At 53.8% G+C, this 16,947-nt stretch carries 14 protein-coding genes and 1 CRISPR repeat array; of the genes, 8 read left to right on the top strand and 6 right to left on the bottom strand.

Features of this window, described 5'->3' with window-relative positions; translation table 11 throughout:
- The first annotated feature begins 71 nt into the window (after positions 1-71).
- The 8 genes from AT687_RS00255 (at position 72) to crgA (ending at position 9,632) form a co-directional block, all read left to right on the top strand.
- The gene (locus AT687_RS00255; protein ID WP_021334744.1) at positions 72-938 is read left to right on the top strand and encodes a DUF3662 and FHA domain-containing protein; all 867 of its coding nucleotides are present in this window, start codon (positions 72-74) and stop codon (positions 936-938) included.
- Positions 939-951: 13 nt separating this feature from the next.
- Positions 952-1,440, top strand: coding sequence for an FHA domain-containing protein FhaB/FipA (locus tag AT687_RS00250; protein ID WP_014307737.1), 489 nt, complete (start codon positions 952-954; stop codon positions 1,438-1,440).
- Positions 1,440-2,894, top strand: a complete 1,455-nt coding sequence (locus AT687_RS00245; protein ID WP_014318436.1) for a PP2C family protein-serine/threonine phosphatase — start codon at positions 1,440-1,442, stop codon at positions 2,892-2,894. The genes AT687_RS00250 and AT687_RS00245 overlap by 1 nt, the downstream gene beginning before the upstream one ends.
- On the top strand, positions 2,895-4,244 hold the full coding sequence (locus AT687_RS00240) for an FtsW/RodA/SpoVE family cell cycle protein (RefSeq protein ID WP_014301108.1): 1,350 nt from the start codon (positions 2,895-2,897) through the stop codon (positions 4,242-4,244).
- A complete protein-coding gene (locus tag AT687_RS00235; protein ID WP_014318435.1) occupies positions 4,241-5,701 on the top strand; it encodes a penicillin-binding transpeptidase domain-containing protein in 1,461 nt (486 codons plus the stop codon). Before AT687_RS00240 ends, AT687_RS00235 begins: the two co-directional genes overlap by 4 nt.
- Positions 5,702-5,713: 12 nt before the next feature.
- The gene (locus AT687_RS00230) at positions 5,714-7,240 is read left to right on the top strand and encodes a serine/threonine-protein kinase (protein WP_014318434.1); all 1,527 of its coding nucleotides are present in this window, start codon (positions 5,714-5,716) and stop codon (positions 7,238-7,240) included.
- Positions 7,237-9,246 carry a Stk1 family PASTA domain-containing Ser/Thr kinase gene (gene pknB, locus AT687_RS00225; protein ID WP_014318433.1) on the top strand — a complete coding sequence of 670 codons (2,010 nt, stop codon included), beginning with the start codon at positions 7,237-7,239 and terminating at the stop codon, positions 9,244-9,246. Before AT687_RS00230 ends, pknB begins: the two co-directional genes overlap by 4 nt.
- A gap of 116 nt (positions 9,247-9,362) precedes the next feature.
- Positions 9,363-9,632, top strand: coding sequence for a cell division protein CrgA (gene crgA / locus AT687_RS00220; RefSeq protein WP_003849883.1), 270 nt, complete (start codon positions 9,363-9,365; stop codon positions 9,630-9,632).
- A gap of 329 nt (positions 9,633-9,961) precedes the next feature.
- On the opposite strand, the gene AT687_RS12850 is transcribed toward crgA, so the two are convergent.
- From AT687_RS12850 to cas9, 6 genes are all read right to left on the bottom strand, one after another.
- Entirely contained in the window at positions 9,962-10,054 is a 93-nt protein-coding gene (locus AT687_RS12850; protein WP_371893155.1) for a hypothetical protein, read from the bottom strand.
- A 220-nt stretch (positions 10,055-10,274) separates the two neighbouring features.
- A complete protein-coding gene (locus tag AT687_RS00215; RefSeq protein ID WP_014318432.1) occupies positions 10,275-11,063 on the bottom strand; it encodes an IS256 family transposase in 789 nt (262 codons plus the stop codon).
- 28 nt (positions 11,064-11,091) lie between these two features.
- A complete protein-coding gene (locus tag AT687_RS13245) occupies positions 11,092-11,379 on the bottom strand; it encodes a transposase (protein WP_256273060.1) in 288 nt (95 codons plus the stop codon).
- 217 nt (positions 11,380-11,596) lie between these two features.
- Positions 11,597-12,016: direct repeats of the CRISPR family, unit length 36 nt; unit sequence GCTGGGGTTCAGTTCTCAAAAACCCTGATAGACTTC.
- 50 nt (positions 12,017-12,066) lie between these two features.
- Positions 12,067-12,396 (bottom strand): CRISPR-associated endonuclease Cas2, encoded by a 330-nt coding sequence (gene cas2 / locus AT687_RS00205; RefSeq protein ID WP_003853358.1) that lies wholly within the window; start codon positions 12,394-12,396, stop codon positions 12,067-12,069.
- Positions 12,380-13,294: a type II CRISPR-associated endonuclease Cas1 gene (cas1, locus tag AT687_RS00200; RefSeq protein ID WP_014301100.1), complete on the bottom strand. Its 915-nt coding sequence runs from the start codon at positions 13,292-13,294 to the stop codon at positions 12,380-12,382. Before cas1 ends, cas2 begins: the two co-directional genes overlap by 17 nt.
- Before the next feature lie 3 nt (positions 13,295-13,297).
- Positions 13,298-16,552 (bottom strand): type II CRISPR RNA-guided endonuclease Cas9, encoded by a 3,255-nt coding sequence (gene cas9, locus AT687_RS00195; RefSeq protein WP_014318431.1) that lies wholly within the window; start codon positions 16,550-16,552, stop codon positions 13,298-13,300.
- Positions 16,553-16,947: the final 395 nt, after the last annotated feature.

Below are 16,947 nucleotides of genomic sequence, written 5' to 3'. Positions count from 1 at the left end.
TGGACACCTATACTTAGTGCCATCGTGTTGTCACTATGTTTAACCGAGAAAGTTTAAGGAGGCGAAGTTCTTTGTCGATCATGGGCAAGGTAGCCAAGCTCGATAGTGCTATGCAGCGTGGCTTGGATAATAGTTTCGCTTTCGTTTTCGGTGGCAAGCTCGTTCCGGCGGAGATTGAGGAACTGCTTAAGCAAGAGGTGCAGGATAATATCGTGCGCGCTTATGAGGGCGGTGTGGAGTCTCCGAATGTGTTCCGTGTGCGTGTGAGCCGAAAGGATGCGCAGAATTTGGCCCAGCGGTATCCGTCGTTGGCTGATGATTTTGCGGATCGTTTGTCGCGTTATACGCGTAATCAGGGCTGGTCTACTGAGGGTCCGGTGGTGGTCACGATCGCCGCGGATTCGGGTCTTCGCACTGGCCAGCTGCATGCGTCGTCAGCTTTTGATCCTGCCCCGCAGGAGTACAGCCACTTTATTGGGGTTGAAGATGATGTGGTGACTGCAGCGCCTACCAATGATGAAAGCAACTATGAAAGCGAGTCCGGCATGAATTCTTATGATGCTGATCCTCGGACGGAGTACATGACGGCGCAGGCGCCGGATGCTATTTATACGGAGGTTCCGGTTCCGGAGCCGAAGGCAACTCCGACGGTGAGCTTGTTGTTGCAGGATGGTTCGTCGCGGACGTATCTGGTGGAAGAGGGCTCGAATATTATCGGGCGTTCTAATGAGGCCCATTTCCGGCTGCCGGATACGGGTGTGTCGCGTCAGCATGCGGAGATTACGTGGAATGGCCGCGATGCCATTTTGACTGATTTGAAGTCAACGAATGGCACGACGGTGAATGACACTCCTGTGGAGAACTGGTTGTTGGAGGATGGCGACGTGATTACTGTTGGTCATTCTCATATTGAAGTTCGTATCGTAGAGCCGAATTAAGGAGCCCCACCTCGTGGAATCCGTCATTGTTTTTTTGCTGCGCATTGCCTTGTTGGTTTTGTTGTGGCTCTTGATTCTTCTTGCTCTTTATATTCAGCGCAAGGATGCTAAGTCGGCTGCTCAAACGACGGTCGCGCCGCAGGCTGTGACGGGACTTGGGGTGTCGTCGGCGTCGAGTCCGTTGAAGAAGGTGTCTCGTCGTGGTGGCGCACCTCAGCAGATTGTTGTGGTTGAGGGCCCGTTGACGGGTTCGTCTATGCAGTTGGATTCTTTGACGGAGATTACGTTGGGCCGTTCGAAGGATTGCGATTTTGTGGTGGGCGATGATTATGCGTCGGCTCGTCACGCTCGTTTGATTAAGCGTGGTAGCGAGTGGTTTGCGGAGGATTTGGATTCTCGCAATGGCACGTATGTGGGCGGTTATCGCATTGATCAGCCGGAGAAGGTTTCTGCTGGTAGTGACATTAAGATTGGTCGTACAACGGTGAGGTTGGTTGCTTGATGCTGAGGTTGAATTATGCAGCGGCTTCCGATCGGGGGCTGGTGCGAGGCAATAATGAGGACTCGGCGTATGCGGGTCCTCACCTCATTGCGCTTGCCGACGGCATGGGTGGTCATGCGGCTGGCGAGGTTGCTTCGCAGTTGATGATTAATCATTTGATGCGTCTCGACGCCGACGTCGACGACAACGACATGTTGGCGTTGTTGGCATCGGTAGCTGACGACGCCAACCGTGCCATCGCTCAAGGTGTCCGCGATGTTCCGGAAACCGACGGCATGGGCACCACGCTAACGGCGCTGATGTTTAACGGTGCCGATTTGGCGATGTGCCATGTGGGTGATTCCCGTGGTTATCGTCTCCGCGATGGCGCGTTGGAACAGATCACGGTGGATGACACCTATGTGCAGTCCCTCGTGGATAAGGGGCAGCTGGCCCCTGAGGATGTGTCCACGCACCCGCAGCGCTCAATGATTTTGAAGGCTTATACTGGTCGCCCAGTTGAGCCCACGTTGAAGATGATTGATATTCGCCCTGGCGATCGTTTCTTGTTGTGCTCGGATGGATTGTCTGATCCGGTCACGCATTCGACGATTGAGACGACTCTGCAGCAGGGCACGCCCCAAGAGGCTGCTCGCCGGTTGGTTGATTTGGCACTTCGTTCGGGTGGCCCCGATAACGTCACGGTTGTGGTGGCAGATGTTGTAGAGGCAGATGGCTCGGATAAGTCCGCTGCTGCCGCATCGTTGCCGGTTACACCGCTGACGGTGGGTGCTCTTAATTCGGGTATGCCGGAGGATCCCCGCCCAGATACGGCGGCGGGACGGGCGGCGATGGCGATTGCACAGCGTCAGCCCCAGGTGATCCTTCCGGATCCGGAGCCTGTCAAGGAGGCTACGCCGAGCCCACGACATCGCATGGTGGGCGTGATTAGTGCGCTGGTGGTATTGGCTGTGCTGATCAGTGCTGGTTGGTGGGGTTCTTCGATGGTGAAGAACAACTACTATGTCACCACCGCGGATTCGGATTCTGCGCAGGGCACGTTGGTCATCGAAAACGGTATCGACGTCTCCTTGCTGGGCAAATCCTTGCACAGCACGTACCAGTTCGCTTGTTTGAGCCCCGAGGGGGATCTCACGTTTGTGGATTCTGCCGACGCAGAAAAATCTTGCCATCGGTTCCGGTTGAGCGATCTGAAGGAGTCGGCACGCGGACAGGTGTCCACGCTTCCCGACGGCAGCTACGACGAAGTGCAGCAGCAGCTGCAGCGCTTGGCAGAACAAACCCTGCCAGCATGTATTACTCGTCAGGCTGCGCAGCCAAAGGATAAGGATAAAAAGAAGCCAGCGGCGCCGTCGAGTGCAGCCGCTACGACTACAAAGGCGGCGTCGCCAAGCAGTACCGGCTCCCCCGATGATCTCTCCACACCTGGCGAAACCTGCAGGGAGGTCAAATAAATGACCTTCCTACGACGCATTACCGCACGCCCCGTGGAATTCGGGCTACTCGTGATGGCAACCCTGCTCATCGCAGTCACCCTAATTAACCTCAACATGGCCCAAGGGCTGTCGGTCACCTCCGAAACACTCTGGGTGATCGGCGGCTTCATCGGCGTGTTCACCATCGCCCACCTCGCGCTATGTTTTACCGCCCCGCATGCCGACCAAGTCATGCTGCCGGTAGCCAGCGTGCTCAACGGGCTAGGGCTGGTCATGGTGTACCGCATCGACCTCGCACGTGACACCGCCCTTGCTAGCCGCCAGGTGATCTGGACCCTTGTGGGTATCCTCCTCATGATCGCCGTCTTGGTGTTTATTCGCGACCACCGGATGTTGTCGCGCTACTCCTATGTGCTGGGCTTGCTTGGTCTGATCTTGCTCGCACTGCCCATGGTGTGGCCTACCAAGATGAATGCCGACGCCAACATTTGGATCTCCATCGGACCGTTCTCCGTACAGCCAGGTGAGTTTTCCAAGATCTTGCTGCTGATTTTCTTCGCGCAGCTTTTGGTCAACAAACGCGCCCTATTTAACGTGGCCGGCTACCGATTCCTCGGGCTCGAGTTCCCGCGCCTCCGCGACCTAGGCCCCATCCTCGGTGTGTGGGCCTTCGCCATTTTGGTCATGGCCGGCGAGAACGACTTCGGCCCCGCACTGCTGCTGTTTAGCACCGTGCTCGGTATGCTGTACCTAGCCACCAACCGCGTATCGTGGCTGATCATTGGTGCAGCACTTGTGGCCGTTGGTGGTACCGCGCTGTACCAGATCTCCAGCAAGATCCAGTCGCGCGTAACCAACTTTATTAACCCACTGGATAACTTCAACGGCACGGGCTACCAGCTCTCGCAGTCACTCTTCGGGCTGTCTTCTGGTGGAGTGGCCGGCGCTGGGCTTGGTTTAGGCCACCCAGAGCTGATCCCAGTTGCTGAGTCCGATTTCATCCTCGCCGCCGTTGGCGAGGAACTCGGCTTTATTGGACTTGCTGCCGTGCTGGTTCTCTTTGCCATCTTTATCACCCGCGGTCTGCGCACTGCGCTGCGGGCACGTGATTCCTACGGCAAGCTCATGGCTGCTGGCCTCTCGCTGACCTTGGCCATCCAGGTCTTTGTGGTCACCGCTGGAATTACCGCCCTCATGCCGATGACGGGTCTGACCACGCCGTTTATGTCTCAAGGCGGGTCTAGTTTGATGGCTAACTACATTCTTCTCGGACTGATCCTTAGGATCTCCCACTCCACACAAGCTGCCGCCAACGACGTGGTGTCTATGGACGAGCAGGCGGCACGAGGTCAGGAGGCCCACCGATGAACCGATCTATCCGATTCACCAGCGTGTTCGCGCTGCTGCTGATCCTGATTTTGTTGGTCAACTTGACGATCATTCAGGGTTTTAGTCAGGAAAAATACGCGCATAATGCGCTTAATCGACGCGGCTTTATTGAGTTGAAGTCGCAGGCCCGCGGCCAGATCTCCACTGGCGGGCAGGTACTAGCCGAGTCCTACCAGGATGAGGAGGGTTTCTACCAGCGTCGTTACGTGACCAACCCTGCGATCTACGGTCCGATCGAAGGCTACCTTTCTGACATTTATGGGGCTTCGGGCATGGAGTCCAACCTCAACGGTGTGCTCAGCGGCACGGATTCTTCCGTTTCGGTGCGCCGCTGGACAGATGAGCTTTTGGGCCGCAAACACAGCGGAGTCAACGTTGAGCTCACATTGCTGCCACAGGTGCAAGAGGTGGCATACAACCAGATGGCCAATGCTGGCTATGAGGGCGCAGTTGTGGCGATCAAGCCGTCGACAGGCGAAATCCTTGCTATGGCATCAACCCCTAGCTACGACCCCTCGGCGATCGTTAACCCCGATACCGCTGAGCAAACATGGGCTGCGTTGAACGCCAACCCCGGCAACCCGCTGCTCAACCACGCCACCCAAGAGACGCTGCCACCAGGTTCTACCTTCAAGGTGATTACCACAGCGGCTGGCCTTAACGCTGGTTACGGTCCGGGCTCGATGCTCACGGGACAAGACCGCATTACGCTTCCCGACGGCATCACCACCTTGGAAAACTATGCGGGACAAACCTGTGCCGGTTCCCAAAATGTCACCTTGGCTACCGCATTCCAGTACTCGTGCAACACCGCATTCGTGCAGATGGGTATTGATGTTGGCCAAGAAAAGTTCGATGAGGCCGCCCATGCTTTCGGCGTGAATGATCGCTACGATCTTGGCGTCGACATGGCCCCTGGCACCATCGGTGACGTGTCGGATCCGTCGGCACGCGGGCAGTCGTCGATCGGCCAGCGCGACGTTGCCATGTCTGTGCTCCACAACGCTGTCGTGGCCGCCACCGTGGCCAATGGTGGCAAGCGCATGGAGCCACACCTTGTGAGCCGGATCGTCGGTCAAGACCTCAAGGTGATTAAGGAGACTAAGCCGCACCAGATCAATGAAGCCGTCACCCCCGAGGTAGCCGCCACGTTGACGGACCTAATGCGACTATCGGAACGTCACACGGCTGGCTACACCGGTGCCGACATTGCCTCCAAGACCGGTACCGCCGAGCACGGTGAGGATTCCCGTAATTCCAACCCGCACGCCTGGTACATCGCGTTCGGTCCTTCCGCCAATGCCGACGTTGCCGTGGCCGTGGTGGTGAAAAACGGTGGCGATGCCGGCCAAGCAGCCACCGGTGGTTCCGTGGCCGCACCCATTGGCCGCGCCGTCATCGCAGCAGCACAAGCAGCCCTAGCAGCACGAGGATAGAGGGGAGACATCATGACACAATCACAGTCACCTGATCCGGCACTGCAGGCGCTCGTCGGTTCCGACTACGCACTGCAATGGGTGGTGGGTAACGGTGGAATGTCCACGGTTTGGCTTGCCGACGACCTCCGCAACCAGCGCGAAGTGGCCATCAAGGTGTTGCGCCCAGAATTCTCCGACAACGAAGAATTCCTCTCACGCTTCCGCAACGAGGCACTCGCCAGCGAGCACATCGACTCCGACAACGTGGTGCGCACTTACGACTACCGCGAAGTCACCGACGACATGGGCCGCACCCTGTGCTTCATCGTGATGGAATACGTCCGCGGCGAATCCCTCGCCGACATGCTGGCACGCAAAGGTCGCCTCGAAGAAGACCTTGCTCTCGACGTTCTCGAGCAGGCAGCCCACGGGCTATCCATCATCCATCGCATGGGCATGGTCCACCGCGACATCAAACCTGGCAACCTTTTGATCACACAAAACGGCCAGGTAAAAATTACTGACTTCGGTATCGCCAAAGCAGCCGCAGCAGTACCACTGACGCGAACGGGCATGGTGGTGGGCACCGCCCAGTATGTCTCCCCAGAGCAGGCACAGGGCCGCGATGTTACCGCAGCTACCGACGTCTACTCCCTCGGCGTTGTGGGATACGAGATGCTGGTGGGTCAGCGCCCCTTCACCGGCGACTCCTCGGTTTCCGTGGCTATCGCCCACATCAACCAAGCCCCACCGGCTATGCCCACTAGTGTGTCCGCCCCGGCGCGTGAGCTGATCGGCATTGCGCTGCGCAAGGATCCGGCACACCGTTATGCCGATGGCAACGAGCTGGCATTGGCGGTTTCTGCTACCCGTATGGGGCAGCGCCCGCCACAGCCAAAGTCGGCACCATTGCAGCATATTGCGCCGCAGCCGGCTCCCACGGAATCCACCTATGCGTTGGGTGCTACTGCGCAACCGACGACGGTTATTCCGGCTACCGGCCAGGTACTTGCCGCTCCCACTGCTGCTCCCGCTGCTGCTGCGTATCCGGCATCGACGGTGATTCCTGCTGGCACGCCACGCCAGGAGCCGGAGAAGCAATCTAGTGGTTGGGGTGCCGGCATTGTGGTCGGCGCGTTGGCCGCATTGTTGTTGGGTACTGCTGCGTGGGCTGCAAGTCAGGGCATGTTTGATGATCTTTTTGATAAGACGCCGCAAAGCTCGGAGTCCTCGGTTCCGCCGCCACCTGTGACGGCTACCGTGACGGAGACTCCCACACCGCAGATCACTACTGTGGTCCCAGAGCCGTTGCCTACGTCGAGCCCGGAGCCAACTCTGAGTGAAACGAAGCGTACGCCTGACGAGTCGCACCCATCGTCGGATCACCAGTTGCCTTCGGTGCGCCCGTCGCATAATGGTCGCCCCAGCTCTCAAGCGCCACATGCACCACAGGCGCCTACGCAGGATGCTGATCAGCCTGCCGAATCACCTGCTCCCGATACTCTCGATTCTTTGATCGAGAATCTGAACAAGCTCAACCAAGGAGGTGCCCAGTGACCGATATCGTTCTCGCCGACCGCTATCGCCTTGGCGACGTCATCGGTACTGGTGGCATGTCTGAGGTGTATGAGGCCACCGATGTTCTTCTCGGCCGCAAGGTCGCGGTAAAAATGCTGCGTGCCGACTTGGCACGGGATGTGAACTTCCGCGAGCGCTTCCGCAGGGAGGCCCAAAACTCCGGCAAGCTCAACCACCCTGCGATCGTCGCAGTGTACGACACCGGTGAAACTCCACGGGCTGGGTTGAACACTCCTTACATTGTGATGGAGCTGGTCAACGGCCGTACCCTGCGTGACATTGTTCGTGAGGATGGTCCGCTAACACCTAGCCAGGCGGCACATACTTTGATCCCTGTGTGCCATGCGCTGCAGGTCAGCCACGATGCTGGCATTATCCACCGCGACATCAAACCCGCTAACGTGATGATCACCAACACCGGCGCGGTCAAAATCATGGACTTTGGTATCGCACGCGCGCTTGACGACGCCACCAGCGCCATGACGCAGACCTCCGCAGTGATCGGCACCGCCCAGTACCTCTCACCAGAGCAGGCACGCGGAAAGCTTGCCGACGCCCGCTCCGATGTCTACGCCCTAGGCTGTGTGCTTTATGAAACCCTCACTGGTAAACCACCTTTCGAGGGTGAAACCCCCTTCGCTGTTGCGTACCAACACGTACAAGAAGACCCTGTAAAGCCCAGCGAATACATCGCTGATCTCTCTCCTACCGCGGCGATAAACGTCGATGCTGTTGTGCTTACTGCTATGTCTAAGCACCCTGGTGATCGTTACCAGACCGCACAAGAAATGTGTGCGGATCTTGAACGCCTTGAGCGCAATGCGGTCACTGACGCGGCACGCCACTATGTCACCCCGACCAGCTTTGCTACCCAAGACCCAGCGTCTACCACCGTGGTTCCAGTAACCCAGGTGACTGAGTTGGACCATGCCGAGGCTGGTGCTGGTGTGGTTCCTGCCGGTGCCGTAGCTGGTTCGGCTGCGGTGGCCGGTTCCGGTGGTGCGCATGCTGCACCACGATCATCCAACCGTGGTCTGCGGATTCTCGCCGCTATTTTGGCGGTACTCGTTTTGGCTGTGGGTGCCGGCTTTGCCATTGACTATTTTGGTGGCGGACCGTTTTCTCAGCGATCCACCGTGACCATCCCTAAGCTGCAAAACTCCACGCAGCAAGATGCTGTGAGCCAGCTGGAAAAGCTAGGGTTACAGGTCAATGTGATCGAAGAACCCAACCCTGATATTCCTCGCGGTAAGGTTATTCGCACCAACCCCACCGATGGTTCCAACGTGCAACGCAACTCCACTGTGCGCCTTACTATCTCCTCCGGTAAAGAGATCACTGAGGTTCCCGACCTCAGCGGTAAGAACACCGCCGACGCGGTTAAGATCCTCGAAGCCGCAGGTCTGCTTCTCGACCCCACCGTGCGTGAAGACTCCTCCGACACCGTGCCCAAGGGCGAAATCATCGAAGTCTCCCCCGCAGCCGGATCCCAAGTATCCCGTGGGTCCAAGGTATCCATTACTGTCTCCACCGGTGTAGAAACAGTCCGCGTTCCCGTGATCACCGGCATGAAATGGGACCAAGCCGAAGGCAACCTGACCTCCCTAGGTTTCAAACCCGAAGTCGTCCGCGTTGATTCCGTCGAACCAGCCGGAACCGTGGTCGCCGTACCAGACGAAGGCGCCGAAGTACCCAAGGGTTCTAGCGTCACCGTGCAGATCTCCAACGGGGCAATGTTCACCGTCCCAGAGATCACCCGCCAAACAATTGGCGACGCAGTGCGCATCCTGCACGACGCAGGCTGGAACGGCAACGCCTCCCGGCTCATCCAAGCAGCGAAGGTGCCCACGGTAGCTGTGACTGACCAGAACCTGATCGCCTCACAACTACCAACCCCAGGCACAGCACTACGCAAAGATGCACCCATTGAAATTCGCCTCTACGAATTCAACCTTGCGGCACTCGTGCCACCAGCACAGCACTAGCAGTTAACCGCTGCTGGTGCTGCCAGTGGCACCAGTGCTGCTCGTGCGGCGGCTGGCGCTAACCTGATAGATTGATAAACTCTTAGAAACTTACAAACCAACAAGGACACCCCACGATGCCAAAGTCAAAGATCAACCACAGCTCCACCGCTTACACCGCTGGTTCCACCGCAAACCGCACCCCAGTGAAAATCAACTCCACGGGCACCCCGCTGTGGTACAAAATCATCATGTTCGGCCTCATCCTCGCCGGACTACTCTGGCTGATCGTTAACTACCTAGCAGGCCAAGACATCTCCTTCATGACCGAACTCGGACCATGGAACTATGGCATCGGCTTCGGACTCTTCATCATCGGCCTGCTTATGACCATGGGATGGCGTTAGGCGCTTCTTAGTCTCAATAACAAAACGACTGACATCACCCTTAGTTAGAGACATCGTCAGTCGTTTTTCTTATGCACTACGTAAACACACCTCTTGTCTTCCGCGCGTAGATTGTCCATAACATCACAGCGGAACAAACAAGCCCTATGCATAATCGCCATTGACCTCAAGCACGGCGACGGCGAGTAAAAGTCCGTTCTTTGAGGATGTTTTCACCTTGGAGGACATGGTGAACCCCACGCGTCAACACAGTGTTGAGCATGGGTTGTTTGGAGACGGGCAGCGTAGTAAGTGCAAACGCTAAGTTGGGAAAATAGTTTGACGCATCTTTAGCTGTTGTTTATTACTTTGGGTAGATGAACCATCTGTATTAAGTAGACAGCAATCATAGACAGTCCACAGATTCCAACGATTACGTAAATGATCCTGACAGTATCAGCGGATATTTCGTATGTTTCAGCTACTCTAGCGCAGACCCCCTGCTATGCGCTTATTTTTTTCGACTCGGTGCCATTTATTTTGTAGGAACATTATGAACAACCATACTCAAATACCGAGATGTCACCATTGATACTTAGCAAGTTTGTATTTACAACGATTCCGAGAGAGGGTGTCAAGTTGTTTGTGTGTGGGGCTTGATTTCTAGAGGTATTGGTCGAAGCGGTCCGAGTAAGCGACAGCCATTTGGTTGATGGCTTGTTTCCATCCGGAGACTTTCCCGCCTTCGACAAAGCGGCCGGCTGAGGCGGCAACTCGCCAGCCTTCCTTGGCGCGCTTAGCTAAACGTTTATCTTCGATATTGCAGATCATCAACCACAACGCCTTCAACGCCGACTCATCGTTAGTAAAATTGGACGCGGTTGCAGGTAGATTTACGCAGCTCATTGTTAAACGACTCAATCGAATTCGTGATGTAGATAACATTGCGGGCTGCCGGCGGAAACTACAAAACGGCACAAACCGTTCCCACGCGTCACACCAGACCTTGGCAGACCTGGGGTATTTCTCTCCAAACTCAGAATCCGCGAATTCTGCCAGTGCCGCCACCGCACCGGCCTCATCAAGGGTAGTATAAACCTTCTCCAACGCTGCGGATACGCCTTTGCGATCCCCGTAAGCTCCCCACCGGTTAGCAGCACGAATAAGGTGCACCACACAGGTTTGCACCATCGGACCTGGCCAGGTTACCTCTCCTGCTTCAGGAAGGCCCTTGAGCCCGTCACAGCAGACAATGAAGACGTCTTTGACCCCACGGTTGGACAGGTTGGAGCATACCTGCACCCAAAAGGACGCGCCTTTTTCTTTGGCGATCCATAGTCCTAGGATGTGCTTGATTCCTTCGATGTCCACGCCGATGGCCATATAGGCACTCTTGTTGACTACGCGGCCGCCATCACGGACTTTGATACACAGCGTGTCGAGGAAGATCACGGGGTAGAACTCTTCTAACTGACGGTTTTTACCACACCATTACTTCATCAAGTACTGCGTCAGTGACCGCGGAAATCGTCTCATGGGAGATGTCCACCCGCATAACAGTGGCCATGTGGTGCCTGATATCGCGCACGGTCATCCCACTGGCATACAAGCTCACGATCATGTCATCGACATCCGTTAAACGCCTCGAGCCTTTCGGGACCATGGTGGGAATATACGTCCCAGCTCTATCCTTGGGGACGTCTACGGTAACTGGCCCGTCGTTGGGATCAACAGTCTTTAGGTAGGTGCCGTTGCGATAATTGTAGATCCCAGCAGCAGCTTTAGCTTCGCGATTTCAGCATGAGCAAGCAGCTTTTCCTCAGGTCGCGTCAATCTTGGCCTTATCAGCCGAGTCTCGTCTTACCACAGTAGTCATTCTGACTTATCTCCTTATGCGGAATAGAATCCCAAACACAAACCATCAGGCACCCTCATTCCCAAAAACCCTGATAAACTTCTCCTACGGTTCATCCCCGCTGGTGCGGGCTGGGGTTCAGTTCTCAAAAACCCTGATAGACTTCCTCAGCCGTGGTGGGCTGATATAGCGCAGCTGGGGTTCAGTTCTCAAAAACCCTGATAGACTTCCGGAGCAGTCACCCCAGTTAACGCCACCGCTGGGGTTCAGTTCTCAAAAACCCTGATAGACTTCGACCTCCCCAGCGCCCCACGGTGCGGGGGCTGGGGTTCAGTTCTCAAAAACCCTGATAGACTTCGAGTTCGATGCGTTCCATGAGCTAATAAGCTGGGGTTCAGTTCTCAAAAACCCTGATAGACTTCCGATTCGCCGCTGACCTATACCAGGCAGGCTGGGGTTCAGTTCTCAAAAACCCTGATAGACTTCGCATGCCGCGCATCAGCCCGCGTATCATGCTGGGGTTCAGTTCTCAAAAACCCTGATAGACTTCAGGTAGCCCAAAAAATCCTGTTTAACATGGTTTTTTGGGCTACCTGAAGTCTAAAAAATCGCGAGTTGATCAGGCTTTTCTTCGCCAGAAACCTCTGCAGAAGAAGAAAAACGGATCATCTTCGACCATTGGATGTCCGATACCGAAAGGATTCGAACATCCCCACCTGGGGGTAATTTTTCTTTAATTAATTTCACCAAATTAGATAACTTTGCGGCCAGAGGCAGGTACTGCACATATACACTCAGCTGTGCCATACAGAATCCAAGATCTAAAAGATTCTGACGAAACGCCGTTGCTTGCTTTCGCTGAGTCTTTGTCTTCACCGGAAGATCAAACATCACCACACACCACACCGGATCGCTACCTTTCTTCGGCATCGAAGGGACCTTCCCAAATAGGCGGTACTAATTTCTCAACATCACCTTCCACATACCGCCCATACTGTTGAGCGAACGCGGTAAAAACCGTCGGAATTGACTGCCCCGCAGAATTGAAAGGCTCTTCCACAGCAGCCACAAGCTGGCGTTTAGTTTCCTTATCCAGCTCTTGTGCATTAGACACAATTGAAAAAACCGCGTAATCAATAGCCGGACGGAAAGGCTCAATTAGATCATCCACCAGAGCAAACTGATTACCTCGGCCATGATGAAAAACGCCCAACGTCCCCACTAGACCAGCAGAACAAATCGCACGCATACCATGTCCACGCAAGACTGTATACGCATAATCCAAAGCCCCGTTCCACCCCGTAGCAGCAAGCCCAGGTAATCTTCGGAAATCATCTTCAGTTGAGATAATTTCCCAGTATCTCTTAGCAGCCATAGCTTCACGGTTATCCACGTCCCCAGAACGAACCGCCCTAGCCAAGTTCTTTAAATCGGTAGCATCAAAACCTAACTGGGCAGCAGTCCGTGCTTGGCCTAATATTTTCGCCTTAATAATTTGAGCCCAAGCGGATTTTTGTCGCGGAAGCGATAAACTCGCTTGAGCACGTTGCCGTGCCGCAATACGCGTATGTTCGTTCCATGAAAAAGACCCTGCGACAGGAACCCTGCGCCAATCGCATACCAATACAGCAATGTCATACTCAGAAAGTTTGACCAAAACTGCACCGCTAATAATTATCTTATTGCCGATAAGCACAACAGCGATCTGCGCCAACGGCAACGTTGCACGTAATTCACCAGAATCTGATGTGATGGCGAGCTGTCCACGCTGATATGAGACTTTGCCATCAAAATCGATCAGATCCACAACTCGCCATCCAGGATTCATTGTCTACTGCACCTTCCAAGTCACGGGGAGGTGCGCAGTGCTTTCAAGACGAACACGCCCTAACGAATCACGCCGCACTACAGTGACATTTCCTTCAGAGAACAGCTTATTCACAGCCGGAAGCCATCCAGGTCTATCAATAATCTTTGATAGCTCAGGAGCCGACTCTTTTTTGATCCCTTCTTTACTCATTTGAAGTGGTCGTAGTCTAAGCCTCGTATCCCCAAAGAACCCATCTACCCGCCATCTACGAATAGTTCCGAGCTCAGCTTCTACAGCTTTTACTTGGTCTGTTGCGATCTTCGAGGTATCAACAACAAGTTCATCGTCTACGACTAGCCAACCGAGATATTCGGCGTTACCGGTAGCAAGTGCATCTCGAAGTTTCTTTTCTGCCTGTCGCATCGACATGGTCTGAGGTTTTAGTTCAACCGAGAACAGGTCTTGATTGCGATATGGCAATAAATCAATGGTATAGACCCTAAGCATTGCAAATGCTGGCTTTTTACCTGAAGTGATTTTATATACCCTGGCATGGTGGAAGCTACTTCCCAATTCTGCATAGCCTCCTCGCAGAGCTATAGAGCCTGCCGAAACAGGGAATAATCCAATGTTATCTCCTGCATACACATGTGTTCCGTTTACCCGTATATGGCGCTCTGGGTTTGCTGGAAGCCCATCTTTGGGATCAAAATCTGGTTCACGTGTCAAAGCACACCAAAGGGCTTCACTGGATGCCTTATCAATATCGGACACAGATAATTGGCTACCTAGCTTTACTTTAGAGAGCTTTCCGATTGTTTCTTCATGTGCAGAGCCATTTCCTAGCCGAAGCCTCACATTAGACATCACAACGACGCGATCATCGCGTAGATCTTCTGTTAGCAGAGCTGATAGCTTCTCCATTTTCTGGCACCACACTCGCCATGCAGCTCTATGTTCAGCGTCTTTCCCAGTAAATTCACGCCATTGTGGTGCCTCCTGTCTATGTGCTTGAGACTGTTTGAGATTTGATCGCACAGCAAGAGTTTCCGCCACATAATCACTGGTAAATGCAATCACCGCAGCATCGATTGCATGATGTCGGCGATCCAAACGTGATTTTCCGACTCCGTCAAGGAATTCAAGTTTTCCTGAAATACCTGAAGCTCTTCGCGCTTCTGCGGTCAAAGATCCTCGATAAACTCTGACTGTGGTTCCGTGAGAAGCAAAATGTTGCGCAACTCGAGAACGTAGCTCGTTGGCCATCCATGCGACAGATTCCATGGACCGAGCATCGATTTCTTCATCCATAGTGGCACGCTGGAAGCGTTCCACCACTGCCTTGGTAAATTTCTTAAAGTCAGTGCTGCGCATCCCCGTATCGGTGACCCAATGCCGTGTGCGTTCTACAGCTTCCTTAACGCTTACACCCTCAATAGAAGTGTTTTTTGCCCATATTGCAAAAGGAGTATTTCCTTTGGATTGATTACATCTATGGCAAACGGCCACTAGATTCTCACGCGTGTTTGTTGATCCTTGCCCTGCTCGTGGAACGATATGATCCATTTCCGAGTTTGAGAAGGTAATAGGCGAACCACAATAAGCGCATTGACAATTCTGGCGCTGAACAGACTGATAACGCCACAAGTCAGCCCTACTAGGTTTTCCCTGAACGTTAAGTTTTTCCTGCATTTCTTGAAAAAGCTTTGCGTTTCGTGCAGCACGTCGCCGCATGTCACCGTCCATTTCGCGGGCCCGTTTCTCAGTAACAAAGCCTTCTCGGACATGCTCAATAATCACACGCTCTGGAGCACCCCATGTCTTTGTTGCGGATTCTAGCCAACGAGAAACAGTTTTGAGTACACGGTCGACAGCAGGATTTCCTACAGGTTCCCCAATCCGAGGCGCCGGAGGCGTCCAAGATGGTTCAATACCAAATTCTTGCAGTCTTGCAGTATAGAGATCCACACCGTCAGCCAACATACGTCGAGTAAGCCGCACAAGCGTATCCTCGCTGTAAGCAGCTCTACCGACAGGCAAATGAAGCGAATCTAGTTTGGCGTGAACATCATCGTCAAGGTCTGCGAAAAAGGCTTGGACCTTTGCTCCTTCTGGGGAATCAAAGTCATCTACCTCAGCATTGCTGAGTGCTTTTACCATTGCATGTTGTTCTAGGGCAGACGCAGTTTTCCACCAATCTACAAGTGGTGCGATTCTGCTGTTCACAATGCTGCGATTCGTGTCGTGTGTAGGCGGACGTGCCCCTGCGCGTTCTCCGTCATCGGTCATCGTTGCGGTACCAATTAATTGCCCACGATCAATTCCCAGAATCTCAGCAATCGTCACCCATTCTGGTTCCTTCTTTGGTGCCAGATTGACCAAGTGATCGAACACAAGGTTTTTCTCTTCCACCGATAAGATTCGTTTTTCACCGTCAACCCGCACCCTTAGATTGCCGATCAATGCTGCAATTCGGTATCGCTGAAAGGCATCAGAAGCTTTAAGTGCGCGATTTTTACCAGGTTGCAGAGGATCTTTTCCTACTCGGCTAGAAGCAGAACCTTTAGGGGACTCAGCAGCAAAAACTACGTCGATAATCTTGCGATATAGTTCCTGTCCAATTTCTTGCATCCGGCAGATTTCTTGGATCTCTCGAGCGTGATCAGACTGCTGCAGTCGTGCTGATAGCACGCCACCTTCACCACGAAGTTTTAAAGTACCCAGTTCGCATAGAGTAACCATCTGGCCTACTGTTGCGGTTTCTGGCACCGGTTGGCCGGATGCTCTTTTTATTTCTTCTCGGATTGCTTTAAAAGCATCACTAGGCTCATCGGGAAGATATAACGAAGAAACTTTTGCATAGGGATTCCGCCAACCTCGGTGACGCGCAATATGCCGCAACGCTACCGACAGTTTTTCTCCCCGCTCTTTCTCATCAGCTATATAGCTAGCCGCGAGTTCTGCACGAACCTTCCATGGATAAAGCGGATCAGAATAATCTTCCAATTCAATTACTGGCCAACCTTGACGCTGAATAAACTTATCCAGCTGCTGCAAACGACGACGCTTACGTCGGTAGAGGCGCCGTGTTCTACGCGCAATACCTGATGATGCTAATCGCGTCACCGCAGATTTAATCTTGTCAGGATCTAATCCCGAATCGTGAATATGCGATACCAAGCTTAACGTCTTAATGGGCATTCCAGCGTCATCTACTTCGATGGCAGCTAGTCCCACGGAAAATGTACCGACGTCTATACCTACGTGGTATTTCACCCTTACGCCTTTCTAACAAAAAGCCGGCGCCCTTAAAAATAAGGAGCACCGGCGGAGCAATCAACATTGGAAACGAGCCAATGCTTACTGAGGTTCAGTTCTACTTAATTAAGTTAGTGACTTATCAAAAGTTAGGCAACAGATTTTCTATTTTCACCCCCTTAACTCACCCTATTAATTACAACGCTGTTATCCCAGTAGCTCCGCCAAGAGTATTTCTACGCGCACAATTGCACCTCATATGAACTCCATTATCTCGACTATTTCTCCCCTACCTGGTGTTGATTCCGAGCAGTTGCATGCGAGGGATCTCGGTATTGGTCGCACGTTGCGGATATTAACTAGCGGCCAATGTCGGCTCTTCCGGTTTTAGAGTGCATTGATTAGTTCGCCGG

It is taken from the genome of Corynebacterium diphtheriae (genome assembly GCF_001457455.1).
In the GTDB taxonomy this organism is placed as follows: Bacteria; Actinomycetota; Actinomycetes; order Mycobacteriales; family Mycobacteriaceae; genus Corynebacterium; species Corynebacterium diphtheriae.
The sequence above is the reverse complement of the archived record's forward strand: the minus strand, read 5'-3'. Positions and strand labels throughout refer to the sequence as shown.